The sequence below is a fragment of the Trichocoleus sp. Lan genome, assembly GCF_039961855.1.
GTDB lineage: Bacteria > Cyanobacteriota > Cyanobacteriia > Cyanobacteriales > FACHB-T130 > FACHB-T130.
Genome location: NZ_JAMPKA010000015.1, coordinates 48,422 through 62,651, shown reverse-complemented (window position 1 = coordinate 62,651; position 14,230 = coordinate 48,422). Strand labels below are relative to the sequence as shown.

The following is a 14,230-nucleotide window of genomic DNA, read 5'->3' as shown; positions in this document are numbered from 1 at the left end:
AGCGCTTCAGATCCCCGACTTCCTGGAGAAGTCGGGTAATCTCGCCGTCACGAATCATTTGGGACGGCTATAAAGGAATCGAGGGGCGATCGCCTGCTTGAAAGCGTTGCCAAGATGTTTTCAAAGCTGAAGGAGCAGGATAATTAGTGTCATAAACAACAATTACATTCGTCAGGTTCCGTCCTGCGGGAAGTAAAATTCTTCCATTATGAGCTAAAGCTTCTGAAGCACCGCCATCCAAATTCATTGCTTCAATACAGCCAATCGCTTTCATAATGTTGGCTTCTTGTTGTAAAGATAGACTAGCAAGAAAAGAAATTAAAAATAACTGTTTTCGATTCGCTGGAAACCCAATCGCAGTCCGATATCCTACACCGAGAACATGAGGATCGGCAAAGCCTTCTGATTGCGGCGAGATAGAAATTTTTCCTTGTTTAATCAGTCTTGGTCCGCAAGTAATTGAAAACCAGTGTTGATCCCAATTCGGCTGTCCTTCTGTTCGGGCGGTAATCATTTCTAATTGATTACCTGCTTTAATCCCCAAGGTAGTCCCATAATTTTCCCAGCGACTGTATTTAAGAAATCTGCCAGCCGCCACCATGTTACCCATCACCCACTTCTGGTTACTTTTATCAAAAAAGGTGCCATTGGCTACCACAGCAGCCTTCTGACGCGCTACCAACTTGGCAAAAGGTTCATCACCATTGCTCACCGTTGGCCCGTTTGCATAAGTTGCATTATTTGCTAATCCCAGAGTGATGAAAGTTTCTGGGTCAGAGAGGTCAATCGTGGTTTGATAAAAAGACACCCCAGCCACTGTTTTTTGGGTAACTTGTACGGGTTTTCCTTTGGCAACAGCGGGATTTACTTTGGTTTTGGAAGACGGTTGAGATGGTTTAGGAGTGGTGCTGGTTTTTGGAGTTGGCGAAGGTAAAGGTTTAGGAGAAACGCTGCTTATTGGGGTTGGCGTACTACTGGGTAGAGGTTTTTGAGCGACCCCGTTTTGAGACTCCCAGAAAGCGATCGCTTTCTCCCATGACTGACGAACGAGACTAGCAAAATTGGAGCGGTTTTGGGGAATTGAGAAGAATTCGGTTAAAAATTGAGCAAGTGCCAAACCTACTAAAAATAAAAAAGTGCGCCGCAGTATTTTACGGCAACCATTGGGTTGTTTTCGATCTGGCATAACTTCGCTTACTTCTCGTCTAGCGACTAAATATTGAGCGGTTGGAGTAGAGCGATCGCGTGCATCAACAAGAGCGATCGCTCTACTCAGTTTTAGCAGAAGCCGCGATTTTCAAAGATTCCTGAAAAATACCTACACCTTAGCCCCATCAACGATTCAGGCTATTCGAGAGGTGATTGTAGAGTGAATAAGGTATCGGCGAAAGTCATGAAAATGCGTTTGAGTTCGGCTTCCTCAACGCGCTTAACCGCTTGTTTCACACTCACCCACTGTCGCTTTCTAAAGCTAGCTTCGGGCCAAACTTCCAGCACCGTTTTCACCTGCATTAAAAATACCTCAACCTGGCAGGTGCCTCCCCCTTTTTGATACTCGTAAGTCCCCATCAAAGTCGGTAGCACCTGACCGATGATTCCCGCCTCTTCCCAGGCTTCTTTGGCTGCCGAAGTTTGCGGGGTCATAAACGGCTCAATCATTCCTTTAGGAATCACCCAGCGTTTTCCTGTTGAGGAAGTGATCAACAAAACTTCGATTTTTCCGTTTTTGATGCGATAGGGGATGACCGCCGATTGCTGATAACGCTGGGCTGATTTTAGATTCATGGAACTTATCTTTTTTGGCGATGTTTGATAGGGGATTGCTCCTTGGATTTGCTCTTCAAACCGGGCAGATAATGACTGATGATTGAGTGAGATAGCAATCGATTTGAGTTGAGCGATCGCTCTCGCGCATCCGCGCCGCTACGCGAACACCTCCCGCACCAGGAAAGCCCACCGATCCGCAACTTCCTCAATAATCTTAGTCGTTGGCTTCCCAGCCCCATGTCCCGCTTTAGTCTCAATTCTAATTAATACGGGTGCAACACCTGTATGAGCTGCTTGCAAAGCGGCAGCAAACTTGAAACTGTGGGCAGGCACCACCCGATCGTCATGATCCGCTGTTGTAATCATCGTGGCTGGATAAGAGGTCCCAGGTTTGAGGTTGTGCAGCGGCGAATAGGCATAAAGCGCGTTGAACTCCTCCGGGTTTTCCGGAGAACCATAATCCGAAGTCCAAGCCCAGCCAATCGTGAATTTATGGAAGCGCAGCATATCCATCACTCCCACCGCTGGCAACGCCGCACCGAATAAATCCGGGCGCTGAGTCATACACGCACCCACCAACAATCCCCCATTACTGCCGCCGCCGATAGCAAGTTTTTCCGGGGTTGTATAGCCGTTAGCAATTAGCCACTCCGCCGCCGCGATGAAATCATCAAAGACATTTTGCTTATTTAGCTTCGTGCCGCCCTGGTGCCACTCCTCTCCATACTCGCCGCCGCCGCGCAAATTGGGGACAGCATAGACCCCGCCCATCTCCATCCACACCAGATTGCCAACCGAGAAACTAGGCGTCAGGGAGACGTTAAAACCGCCGTAGCCATAGAGATAAGTAGGGTTACTTCCATCTAGTTGCAGCCCTTTTTTGTAGGTGATAAACATAGGCAGATGGGTGCCATCTTTGCTGCGATAAAATATCTGCTTTGTCTTGTAATCATCAGGGTTGAAATCAACTTTCGGTTGACGAAAAATTGTACTTTCACCACTAACCATGTCGTAGCGGTAAATAGTGGCAGGTGTGGTAAAACTGGTGAAGCTATAGAAAGTTTCCGTATCGTAGCGTTTACCGCCAAAACCTCCAGCCGAACCAATTCCCGGTAACTCAACTTCCCGCACAAAGGAGCCGTTCAGCTCAAAGATTTTAATCTGAGTCCGGGCATCTTTTAGATATTCAGTCACAAACTGATTATTGAGTAGACCCACGCCTTCGAGGACTTCTTCCGCCTGCGGGATGATTTCTTGCCATTCCTCCTTACTTACTGGAGAGGAGGGAAGATTGAAGGTATCAATTGCGATCGCGCGACCGCGAGGCGCATCTAAGTCAGTGCGAAACCAGAAGATTGAGCCATCATTGTCGATAAAACTATAGCTAGCTTCAAACTCACTAATGAGTTCTATAACTTCAGCGTTTGGATCGGTTAAATCTTTATAGAAAACCAGATTTTTGGGGTCACTGCCCTTCCAAATGCTGATAATCAGATAACGTCCATCTTCGGTAACGCCACCGCTAAATCCCCATTCTTTTTGGTCAGGGCGCTGATAAACTAGGACATCCTCGGACTGTGGCTTACCCAGCTGATGGTAGAAAAGTTTTTGATAGTAATTAACGTCTTCTAATTTGGTTGTTTCATTCGGTTCATCGTAGCGGCTATAGAAAAAGCCTTGGTTGTCCTTAGTCCAAGACGCGCCAGAGAATTTAATCCATTTGAGATGATCGGAAAGGTCTTCGCCCGTCTCAACATTGCGTACCTTCCATTCTTGCCAATCTGAACCAGAAGTGGATAAACCATACGCCATCAAATTCCCATCTTCGCTAATCGCAATCCCCGACAGAGCAATGGTGCCATCTTCTGAAAGTTTGTTGGGATCTAGCAAAACTTTTGGCTCGGCATCCAAGGACGTTAATGTATAGAGAACGCTTTGATTTTGCAAGCCGTTGTTTTTGAAATAGAAGTAGCGATCGCCTTCTTTAAACGGAAGACTGTATTTTTCGTAGTCCCACAGTTCGGTTAGCCGTTGCTTAATTTTTTCCCGAACCGGAATTTCATTTAAATAGCTAAAAGTAACTTGATTTTGAGCCTCAACCCAAGCCTTGGTTTCATCCGAGTCCGGATCTTCCAGCCAACGGTAAGGGTCAGATACCTTTGTCCCGTGATAGTCATCAACTTGATCGACTTTTTGGCTAGTTGGATAAGTGAGGGCTTTATCTCGATACTGCATAGGGTTGGACTCTTGGTAACACTGTCCAGTCTAGCGCCAGATTTGGTTGAGAAGAGGGCGATCGCTCCCTTCCCAATCCAGTTTGCAGGAGCAATTCTTCGAGAAACCCAGTTTCTGGCAAAAAACTATAGATCGAATTACATAAGTGCCAAATTGTGAGAGATAAGTATTCCAGTAGATAATCGCGATCGCGCTGCCCTCATTGAGATTTATGCGTCTCCCAAGAATTGGTCTACTTTTTCTACCTTGGTTCGCCTTCGGTATCTCAACCCCCTTGCCTGTTTATTTTCCAGTCATATTCGATATGAAGGCGATCGCGCAAACCCCCCATAACCAGAAATTAGACCAAAATCCCGCCGCCAAACCGGCTGTATCAGGCAGCTTTATTGATTACATCGCACAAGAAGCTGAACTCAAAGGGCATCAGGGGAGTGTCAACAGCGCCAGTTTTAGCCCAGATGGCAAGCTAATTGTCACCGCCGGAACTGACGGTACTGCGTGGGTGTGGGATACCTCTGGCAAGGTGGTAGTAGAACTGCGGGGGCATTCGGCTAGTGTCCGGAGTGCCAATTTTAGTCCCGATGGCGATCGCATTGTCACCGCATCGTTTGACGGTACTGCCCGTGTGTGGGATTTGTCGGGCAAACAGCTAGCGGAACTTACTGGGCATCAAGGCAATGTTTATAGTGCCAGTTTTAGTCCCGATGGAGGACGTATCGTCACCGCAGGTGCTGACAAAACTGCTCGCGTGTGGGACACTTCGGGCAAGTTACTGCTGCAAATCAAAGGACATTCAGGCAGTGTCTACAGTGCGAGTTTTAGTCCAGATGGCAAACGTCTAGTCACCGCATCTGCTGACAAAACTGCCCGTGTCTGGGATTTGTCTGGCAAGCTGTTGGCGGAACTGACTGGGCATACTGACACAGTATGGAGTGCAACTTTTAGTCCCGATGGCAAGCGAATAGTTACAGCATCGGATGATAAAACGGCACGGGTGTGGGATTTGTTGGGGAAACAATTGGCAGAACTGAGAGGGCATAGTGAAGGTGTATACAGTGCAACTTTTAGTCCTGATGGGCAACGGATTGTTACAGGTTCAGTTCGCCAAACAGCAGCTTTTTGGGACTCTTCGGGTAGAATACTAGCTTTTTTGACAGGGCATCAGGGTAGTGTTAACAGTGGCAAATTTAGTCCGGATGGGAAACTTATAGTTACTGCATCTGTTGACGGTACAGCGCGTGTCTGGAACACCTCCAAAAAGTTGCTAACAGAACTACGAACGGAACAGGCCATTTTTAAGGATGGTGGCGTTAGCCCAGAGGGTAAATTGGTTGTCATTGCTTCCAGTAAGGATTGGCAAGAGGAAACCCTCTTCGTATGGGATTTGTCAAATCGGCAGCGAGTAGAACTTAAAGGAAATCAGAAAAAAAATATTTATGCTACTTTTAGCCCACAGACGCAGCAGATTATTACTGTATCAGAAGACAAAATAGCCCGTTTGTGGGATACCTCAGGCAAGTTGTTAGCAGAACTCAAAGATGTTTACAGAGCAGACTTTAGCGAAAATGGAAAGTATATTATTACCAATTCATTCGATGCAGTTCAATTGTGGAACACCGCTGGCAAGGTATTAACCGAACTCAAAGTTTCCTTGAGCTTCAACGCTAGCTTACGCCAAGCTGCTGTAAGTGTTAGTCCGGATGGTAAATTGATTGTCACTGCATCTAGAGATAAAACTGCTCGTGTCTGGGATATTTCTGGTAAACAGCTAGCAGAACTCAAAGGACATGAGGGAGACATTAATAGTGTCAGTTTTAGCCCAGATGGCAAATTGATTGTCACAGCATCTGACGATGAAACTTCCCGTGTGTGGGATACTTCAGGCAATTTGCTAGCAGAACTCAAAGGACATCAAAAAGAAGTAAACGCAGCAAGTTTTAGTCCAAATGGCAAGCTAATTCTTACGGCATCAAGTAAAGACCGTACAACCCGAATCTGGAATATCTCTGGTGAGCAGCTAGCTGAACTCCAAGGAGGCAACAGCGCTGCTTTTAGCCCCGATGGTAAGCTGATTGTTACTGAAGGTGTTGATATTTACCTCTGGGATACTTCCGGCAAGCGGCTAGCAGCACTAGGAAATGGGGATAATGCCCGCTTCAGTGCAGATGGCAAATACATCGTTACTACTTATAGGGGTGGCATAGCTCATGTGTGGTATTTATCCGATAAATCGCTTGCTCAATTTAAGGCGCTGGAACCAAAATCTCCACAACGATCATCTGAACGAAAATCTCCAGGAAGAGTTAGAAGTGCGAGTTTTAGTGGCGATGGTCAGTTAATTGTAACCGCATCGGATGATGGTATCTCTCGTATTTGGAGTTCTTCGGGTCAATTACAGGCGATTCTCAGAGGACATAAGTGTTGTGTTTTAGATGCCAATTTTAGCCCCAATGGTAAACTGATTGTCACTGCATCCGATGATGAAACGGCTCGTGTCTGGGATATTTCCGGTAAGTTCTTAGCAGAACTGAGAGGACATAACTGTTGCGTCAACACTGCGAGTTTTAGCCCGGATGGCAAACTAATTGTTACCACATCCAAAGATGAAACTGTCCGTTTATGGGATACAAAAGGTAAACAGCTATTGCTCATAACAGGACACGAGGATGAGGTTAACAGTGCTAGTTTTAGTCCTGATGGCAAGCTAATTGTTACTGCATCTGGTGATAAAACCGGCCGTGTGTGGGATTTGTCAGGCAAGCAGCTCGTGGAACTCAAAGGTCATGAAAGTTCTGTCAGAAATGCAAAATTTAGCCCAGATGGTAAACTCATTGTTACTGCATCCTGGGATGAAACAGCCCGTGTGTGGGACTTATCAGGCAAGCAGCTAGCTATCCTCAAAGGTCACGAAGAAAATGTCGATAGTGCCAGTTTCAGTCCTGATGGAAATCGAATAGTCACCACATCTTGGGACAAAACTGCCCGTATTTGGGACTTGTCAGGTAAGCAGCTAGTCGAACTTAAGGGGCATCGAGAACAGGTTGTAAATGCCAGTTTCAGTCCTGATGGCAAGCGGATAGCTACTGCATCTTGGGATGGTACGAGCCGTATTTGGGATACTTCCGGTAAGCTGCTAACCGAAATCGCTATCAATCTGAACCTAGCAATAAGCGCTATTTTTAGTCCCGATGGACAACGTATTGTTGGTACTTTTAAAGACGGGACTACTCGTATTTGGAAAGTTTCAGGCAAACTGTTAGCTGAACTTAAAGGTCATGAACATCAAGTTAACACGGTAAGTTTCAGCCCGAATGGTAAGTTTATTGTTACTGCATCTAAGGACAAAACAGCCCGACTTTGGGACAAGTCCGGAAATCCATGGGCGGTACTCAAAGGGCATCAGGATGAAGTTTGGAGTGCTAGTTTTAGCCCAAATGGGAACTTGATTGTCACTGCATCTTCAGACGAAACAGCTCGTATTTGGGATACTTCTGGTAAGTTACTAACAGTACTTCAAGGCAATAAGTGGAGTGGTATATACGGTGCAAGTTTTAGCCCTGATAGTAAGCTGATTATCACTACAGGCTTATTTAATGAAGTGCGCCTTTGGGATATTGCCGGGAGATTGCTTGCGGAGCTTGAAAATTATGTTACAAGTGCGAGTTTTAGTCCAGATGGTAAGCAAATTATAACCGCCTCTGAAGATGGGGTTGCTCGTTTGTGGAATACTTCTCTTAACCTATTAGTGGAACTCAAAGGACATCAACAAAGAGTAAACAGTGCTGGCTTTAGCCCTGACGGAAAGCTAATTGTTACTACATCGGCTGATGGTACAGCTCGTATCTGGGATACCTTTGGCAAGCAGTTAGTAGAAACAAAGCATGAGGATAGAGTCAACAGTGCCAGTTTTAGCATTGATGGAAAATTTATCCTTACAATCTCTCGGAAGACAGCTCGTGTTTGGGATATTTCTGGCAAATTAATAGCCGAACTAAAAGGACATGAGTTTGATATCAACAGCGCTAACTTTAGCTCTGATGGAAAATTGATTGCTACTGCATCTGATGACGGCACTATCCGTTTGTGGAACTTGTCAGGCAAGCTTCTAGCAACTTTGACTTTGCCTGAAACACCTTCTTCTTTGCTAGCCAAAGCAGACACACTGAGAAATCTGGAATTTCCTCCACCTAATTGTGCCTTAGCATTTGAGCCTTGGGAAAAAGCGCTTAAAGTTTACAAAGAAATTGGAGATAAAGAAAATGAAAGCTTTATGCGTGAAAAACTGGGTAATGCTTACTATTGCATAGGCGAATACACCAAGACAATTAATTACTACACTGAAGCCTTCAACCTAGCCAAACAATATAATTACTTAGAAAGACAAATAAATATTCTCTCAAATCTGGGAAACGTTTATAACTCTTTAGCTGCTTATGACAAAGCTATTCAGTTTTACAAGGATGCTTTAATACTTGTCGAAAATTACTCTAATCCTCAAATTAAAGCAGAGATTTTACGAAGTCGAGGCTATAGTTATAATCAACAGGGGAAAACTGAAAAAGCAATTAAAGATTATTTGCAAGCATTAAGTATTGACGAGGAACAAGAAAACGTCTTTGGCATCGCTAAAAATAAAGTTAACTTGGCGAATATTTATTATTATTCAAGCGATTATGCCAAAGCAATTCAATATTATACAGAAACATTACAATTCAGCAGATACGAAGGTTTGGCAGGTTTGGCAAATATTTACTTAGCCCAAGGAGATGCTACGAAAGCAATTGATTACTACAAACAAACCTTAGCTATTGCACAACAAAAAGAAGATAAGGAAGCAGAAGGCAATGCCTTGAATAATTTAGCTAATGCTTATCGCAAAAAAGGTAATCTACCGGAAGCTGAAAAATACCTCCGCGATGCTATCAAGATTTGGGAAGATTTACGAGTTAAATTAGAAGATGCTAATAAAGTTTCTATTTTTGAAAGGCAAGCTCGGACTTACCGCCTGTTGCAGGAAGTTTTAATTGCTCAGAATAAAACTAATGAAGCCTTGGAAATTGCCGAACGAGGAAGGGCGCGTGCTTTTGTGGAGTTACTGGCTTCTCGATTAGAACCTAAACCAAAAGAGCAATCTAGCATTACTACGCCCAATATCGAGCTGATTAAACAAGTTGCCAAGAAACAAAATGCAACTCTTGTTGAATATTCGGTTATTTACGATAATTTCAAAGTTCAAGGGAAAGAACAAACAAAGGAATCAGAACTCTATATTTGGGTCATCAAGCCTACAGGTGAAGTGACGTTTCGGACAGCCGATCTCAAACCACTGTGGCAGAAACAGAATCTTTCTCTACAAGACCTCGTTGCCAACACCCGTGAATCTATAGGGGTCAGGGGTCGCGCTGGCGGTATTGTAGCGGAACTGATAGAGGAAGAAAGCCCGACTAAACGATTACAGCAACTCCATCAACTGCTGATTAAACCCATTGCGGAAGAGCTACCTGTTGATCCAAATGCTCGTGTAATTTTTATTCCGCAAGATGCGCTGTTCCTCGCGCCATTTCCAGCTTTCCAAGATGCTTCTGGCAAATACCTGATAGAAAAACATACCATTCTGACGGCTCCTTCGATTCAATTGCTGGATTTAACCCATCAGGGCACAAAACGGGTTTTGAATGGGGATACACGGACTTTTTCTAGCAAGAATGCGCTGATAGTCGGCAATCCCACAATGCCTAAGGTGGTGCTGAAACCTGGAGAACCCGCAGAGCAGTTATCGAACTTGTCGGGAGCGGAACAGGAAGCTAAAGAGATTGCTAAACTACTCAAGACTCAGGCGATTACAGGGAAGCAAGCGACTAAAGCCGCGATCGCGCAAGCATTGCCTTCTGCCGGAATTATTCATCTGGCAACACATGGGATATTCGATGATATCCAGGGATTGAACAGTGCGATCGCTTTGGCTCCATCCGGTTCAGATGAAGGTTTACTCACGGCTTCTGAAATCCTCGACCTGAAGCTCAATGCAGAATTAGTCGTTTTGAGTGCTTGTGACACCGGACGAGGCAAAATTACCGGGGATGGCGTGATTGGCTTATCACGTTCATTTATTAGTGCGGGTGTCCCCAGCATCATTGTCTCTTTGTGGTCGGTTCCCGATGCACCAACAGCCTCTTTAATGACCGAGTTTTACAAAAATCTCCAGCTCAACCCCGATCGCTCCCAAGCATTGCGGCAAGCGATGCTAACAACCATGAAACAACACCCCGACCCTAGAGACTGGGCGGCTTTTACTTTAATTGGTGAATCTAACTGAAACGGGTAGCCATCTGCGGTTGAAAATTGAAAATTGGCTGAATGATAGGCGATCGCTGAAGTGAGGGTATCTTGGAAGGAAGCCGAGTGCTGTTGAATTTTTATGGCTTCTGTTCCCAATCCCTCTCTGGAAGCTGGTCTAGCAGCCCTGAAACAGGGAAATTATCCAGATGCGATCGCTCACCTAGAAGGCGTTTGCGAGTTTGAGTTGAGTCAAAAGACAGTCCTCCGCGCTCAGATGGGGCTGGTGGTTGCCTATGAACGCACTGGCGAAATCGAGAAAGCGCGATCGCTTTGCCAAACCCTCAGTCAAAGCAAATACCCCAAGGTGAAGGACTGGGGAGAGCGGAATTTGGCTAATTTGGTCAATCGTTATCCTCAACTTCAAAAAACGCCTTCTCCTCCACGAACTTCAGAGGCGACCGGGTTTGTCCCCTTGCAAACGCCCGCCACGTCACCCGCACCGGGGGCTGCGTCTACGTCAGATGTCACCGGATTTATTCCCTTAGACCAACCGCCCCAAAAGCCTCAACCATCCGTGTCGCCTGCTCTAGACACGACCGGGTTTGTCCCCTTGCAAACGCCTGCTACTTCACCCGCACAAGGGGCAAAAGCCGCTCAACCTGCCTCTGAAAGCGTCAGGGCGAACAGCACTAAGCCAGTACAAAAGGTAACACCCTCCAACTCACCCTTAGTACAGGGCAAAGGGAAAGAAGCGGAAAGCAACCTAGAGGCAGAAGTAGCCGCCCCGACAGAAGCACCGATTGCGCCAGATACAGCAGCAGACACAGGGGTCATTTCTGAGACGCCATCTGAGACCCCAACAGATGAGAAAATTCTAGAATCGACCAGTATTATTGGCTGGCGTCAAGCAGGACGCGCCAAAGGATGGCGAGCAATGCCAGCAGTGAAACCAGAACGTCTGTGGTTGCTTCAAGCAGGGACTGCGATCGCGCTTTTCTGGGTAATTCGCGTTCTCGTGCAGTTCTTGATGACGACGACGAACAACTTCCTCATCAACCTGCCGTTTTTGCAGCCTATCCCAGCTTTTTACGAAGACCCGACTTGGCCTATCGTGACCGTGTTGGTGCTGCTAGCGTGTCTGTCTCCCTGGCTACTAGACTTCTTCCTCAAGCAATTTGAGAAGATGCAACCGCTGTCGCTGTCAGCGCTGTCTAAATCCAGCCCAGAAGCCGCCAAGATGCTACCCCGCTATTGCGGACAGCGCCGTTTGCCCGTGCCGACTTTGCGGATCTTACCCATCAGCGCCCCAGTCGCACTCACTTATGGAAATCTGCCTCGCACTGCCCGAATTGTGGTCAGTCAAGGACTCTTAGATCAACTGGCAGAGGATGAAATCGCCACAGTCTATGCCAGCGAGTTGGGGCACATTGTCCAAAACAAGTTGGTCGGTTTGGTGATGGCAACCATAATGTTCCTGATTGGAGGCTTTTTTAGCCTGTTGAGGAACTCAGACTGGGCTTGGACTTGTTGGTGGATTGCCCTGGCTTGTTTACCGTTGGGATTGAATTTGGCAGTGATGTCCCTCATCATGCTAATCGCCCAGATTCCTTACACCTTGTACCGACAAGTCGCGCAGTGGGGAGACCGCTTACAAAGCCCCCTGCTAAAGATTCCAGCGGTGGTTGTTTCGGCTTTGAGTTACGGCTTATTTTGGCTAGTTTGCTTTATCGGTTTGTGGCTGTCGCGGCTGCGAATTATCTATAGCGATCGCATAGCGGCAGATATCACTGGCAACCCAAATGCCTTCTCCCGCGCTTTATTGAAAGTTACCCGTGGCATTGCTGCTGATATCCAAAAACACCAGTCTACCCGCTGGCTTTTGGAAGGCTTTGATTTACTGACGCCAGTGGGATATCGGCAAGCCATCAGCTTGGGCAGCTTTCCCTCCCAGACGCCTTGGGAATCCCTGTTGCAATGGGGCTATCTCAACCCCCATCGCCAGTGGATGGTCATCAACAACAGCCATCCTTTAATGGGCGATCGCCTGTACTTGTTATGCCTCTACGCCCGCCACTGGAAGCTAGAGACAGAACTTGACTTCACTCAAATGTCCGAACAGCGGATTCGAGCATCTTCGCTTAAAACTAAAAAGTCAAAACTTTGGTTACAAGGTGCCCCCTTCTTTGGCATTTTGTCTGGTTTAGCCTTGGGGTGCTTGTTCTGGCTGTTGGGGTGGATTGGCAGCTGGCTGGGAATCCGGCAACTTGCATGGATACTCGACGATTACTGGACGATCCTTGTCGGTTGCCTGCCGATAGGTTTTAGCATTGGCACCTTTTTGCGGATCAATTCCTTCTTTCCAGATATCAAAGCTTCCACTCTGCAAACGAACCCCAACCTATCCGATTTATCGACTCGAATCGATGCTTTACCTGTGGATAGTCAGCCGGTGCGTCTGCAAGGAAAACTCTTGGGGCGTCAAGGGATTAGCAACTGGCTGGGACAGGATTTAATCCTACAAACCGACACCGGCTTGGTTAAGTTACATTATTGCTCTCAACTGGGTTCTATTGGTAATCTTTTACCCTTGTCCACTCGTCCCAGCGACTTCGTAAATCGGCAAGTCACCGCAACTGGATGGTTTCGGCAAGGCGCGACCCCCTGGATTGACTTAGAAACCCTACGAACCCAAGGCGGCATCACCAGTCTTAGTCGGCACCCTATCTGGTCAACGATTATTGCCTGTTTAGCTGCGGCTTGGGGAACTTACATTATCTTGTTCGGCATTTAATGCACAAGTTGGCACACGCACAAATGACTGTTTGTAAATAAATATTGCAGCTTTTGAAAAAAATGTGTTACATTCCTTAACAAGGGACGACTTAGTGTATCGAGACGCAGGTTGGCTATCTACGGGATAATTGCATAGCTTTTTCGTCTTGGCATCAGGTTTTCCTCCTCCCAACACAGCAAGCTTGACCAGTCGCCGCGAGTGGCTGGTTTTTTTTAGCATATTCACAAGCCAAAAGGCGTATACAAAAAGAGAGAATTTCAGCGATCGCGCTTCTTCAACCTGAATCGTCAAAAGATTTAGATCCGTCGTGAATTCATCTATTTCTGTTCCTTTGTTTTCTCGGCGTCGCCTGCGAAGCAACGACTAATGTTATATCCCTAAAAATAAAATCGACACTCATTAGATTAGTAATACTTTCAAAATTTATATTGCTAAATTATTTCGCTTTTATAGACTCATTTTGGAAGTCAACTCGGCTTCTGACTATCTAACGGAAGCTAAATTATTTGAGAGTAATCCCGATAGCGCCGAATTGTGGCGGTTCGCAATTTTTAATCTCTCGCTGCAAGATTTAAACCGGACTAGAACCGCGCGATCGCAAGCGTGCCTCCTCTACTTTATCCAGATGAAAATGAGCGGATAGACATCTTTAGTTCTGATGCTAAGATGTTGGGCATTCCCTAATTTAGGAGAGTTGGTTGATGAAATCCTCAAAGGTTATTCTAGGAATTTTATTAAGCTTAACCTTATTAGGAGTCGGGGCGAGACTAGGACTCCAAAAAACGCCAGATGATGTCAGTCAAGGTGAGAAGTATCGCGATCGCTATGTTGCCTTTGTTCTGCCTAAGCTAGTTCGGGAAGTTCAAATAAGGCTGAACCTGGGGAAGAATCCAGGGGAAATCAAGCACGATTTAAAAGAATTTGCTCCGAAATATGAACAACTGATTGCAGACGCCGGTCGAAAAGCAGACGAAAACCTGGCGAACGAACCAAGAGACGCAGCCTTTGCCGAGCGATTCTGGGCTGAGAAGAAACGTATTTTAAAAGCAGAGTACGGAATCGATTGGAAATCACCAGCAGACATGAATCCAGAAGTCGTTTTTGATTAATTAAGGGCTGCGAGGTTAAGACAAAGCTAAAATAGAGCCGAAGTGT

At 46.1% G+C, this 14,230-nt stretch carries 7 protein-coding genes; 4 read left to right on the top strand and 3 right to left on the bottom strand.

The features are described from left to right. Nucleotides 1-67: 67 nt before the first annotated feature. The 3 genes from NDA03_RS14795 to NDA03_RS14785 all read right to left on the bottom strand — a co-directional run bounded on the left by NDA03_RS14795 (nt 68) and on the right by NDA03_RS14785 (nt 4,002). Nucleotides 68-1,186: a phosphodiester glycosidase family protein gene (locus NDA03_RS14795; protein ID WP_348238429.1), complete on the bottom strand. Its 1,119-nt coding sequence runs from the start codon at nt 1,184-1,186 to the stop codon at nt 68-70. 161 nt (nt 1,187-1,347) lie between these two features. After that, a complete protein-coding gene (locus NDA03_RS14790) occupies nt 1,348-1,785 on the bottom strand; it encodes an NUDIX hydrolase (RefSeq protein WP_190667546.1) in 438 nt (145 codons plus the stop codon). Nucleotides 1,786-1,923: 138 nt separating this feature from the next. After that, nucleotides 1,924-4,002 (bottom strand): prolyl oligopeptidase family serine peptidase, encoded by a 2,079-nt coding sequence (locus NDA03_RS14785; protein WP_348238427.1) that lies wholly within the window; start codon nt 4,000-4,002, stop codon nt 1,924-1,926. 211 nt (nt 4,003-4,213) lie between these two features. Here NDA03_RS14785 and NDA03_RS14780 point away from each other — a divergent pair, with 211 nt between their 5' ends. The 4 genes from NDA03_RS14780 to NDA03_RS14765 all read left to right on the top strand — a co-directional run bounded on the left by NDA03_RS14780 (nt 4,214) and on the right by NDA03_RS14765 (nt 14,184). Beyond that, a complete protein-coding gene (locus NDA03_RS14780) occupies nt 4,214-10,318 on the top strand; it encodes a CHAT domain-containing protein (RefSeq protein WP_348238425.1) in 6,105 nt (2,034 codons plus the stop codon). Nucleotides 10,319-10,420: 102 nt separating this feature from the next. Further along, on the top strand, nt 10,421-13,072 hold the full coding sequence (locus tag NDA03_RS14775; protein WP_348238423.1) for a M48 family metalloprotease: 2,652 nt from the start codon (nt 10,421-10,423) through the stop codon (nt 13,070-13,072). A gap of 463 nt (nt 13,073-13,535) precedes the next feature. After that, nucleotides 13,536-13,718 (top strand): hypothetical protein, encoded by a 183-nt coding sequence (locus tag NDA03_RS14770; RefSeq protein ID WP_348238421.1) that lies wholly within the window; start codon nt 13,536-13,538, stop codon nt 13,716-13,718. A 58-nt stretch (nt 13,719-13,776) separates the two neighbouring features. Further along, nucleotides 13,777-14,184 (top strand): hypothetical protein, encoded by a 408-nt coding sequence (locus tag NDA03_RS14765; RefSeq protein WP_348238419.1) that lies wholly within the window; start codon nt 13,777-13,779, stop codon nt 14,182-14,184. The last annotated feature ends 46 nt before the right edge of the window (nt 14,185-14,230 follow it).

Coding starts and splice junctions, on each gene's coding strand:
- NDA03_RS14780 (WP_348238425.1), top strand. CDS start 4,214: ATGCGTCTCCCAAGAATTGGTCTACTTTTTCTACCTTGGTTCGCCTTC.
- NDA03_RS14775 (WP_348238423.1), top strand. CDS start 10,421: ATGGCTTCTGTTCCCAATCCCTCTCTGGAAGCTGGTCTAGCAGCCCTG.
- NDA03_RS14765 (WP_348238419.1), top strand. CDS start 13,777: ATGAAATCCTCAAAGGTTATTCTAGGAATTTTATTAAGCTTAACCTTA.
- NDA03_RS14790 (WP_190667546.1), bottom strand. CDS start 1,785: ATGAATCTAAAATCAGCCCAGCGTTATCAGCAATCGGCGGTCATCCCC.
- NDA03_RS14785 (WP_348238427.1), bottom strand. CDS start 4,002: ATGCAGTATCGAGATAAAGCCCTCACTTATCCAACTAGCCAAAAAGTC.
- NDA03_RS14795 (WP_348238429.1), bottom strand. CDS start 1,186: ATGCCAGATCGAAAACAACCCAATGGTTGCCGTAAAATACTGCGGCGC.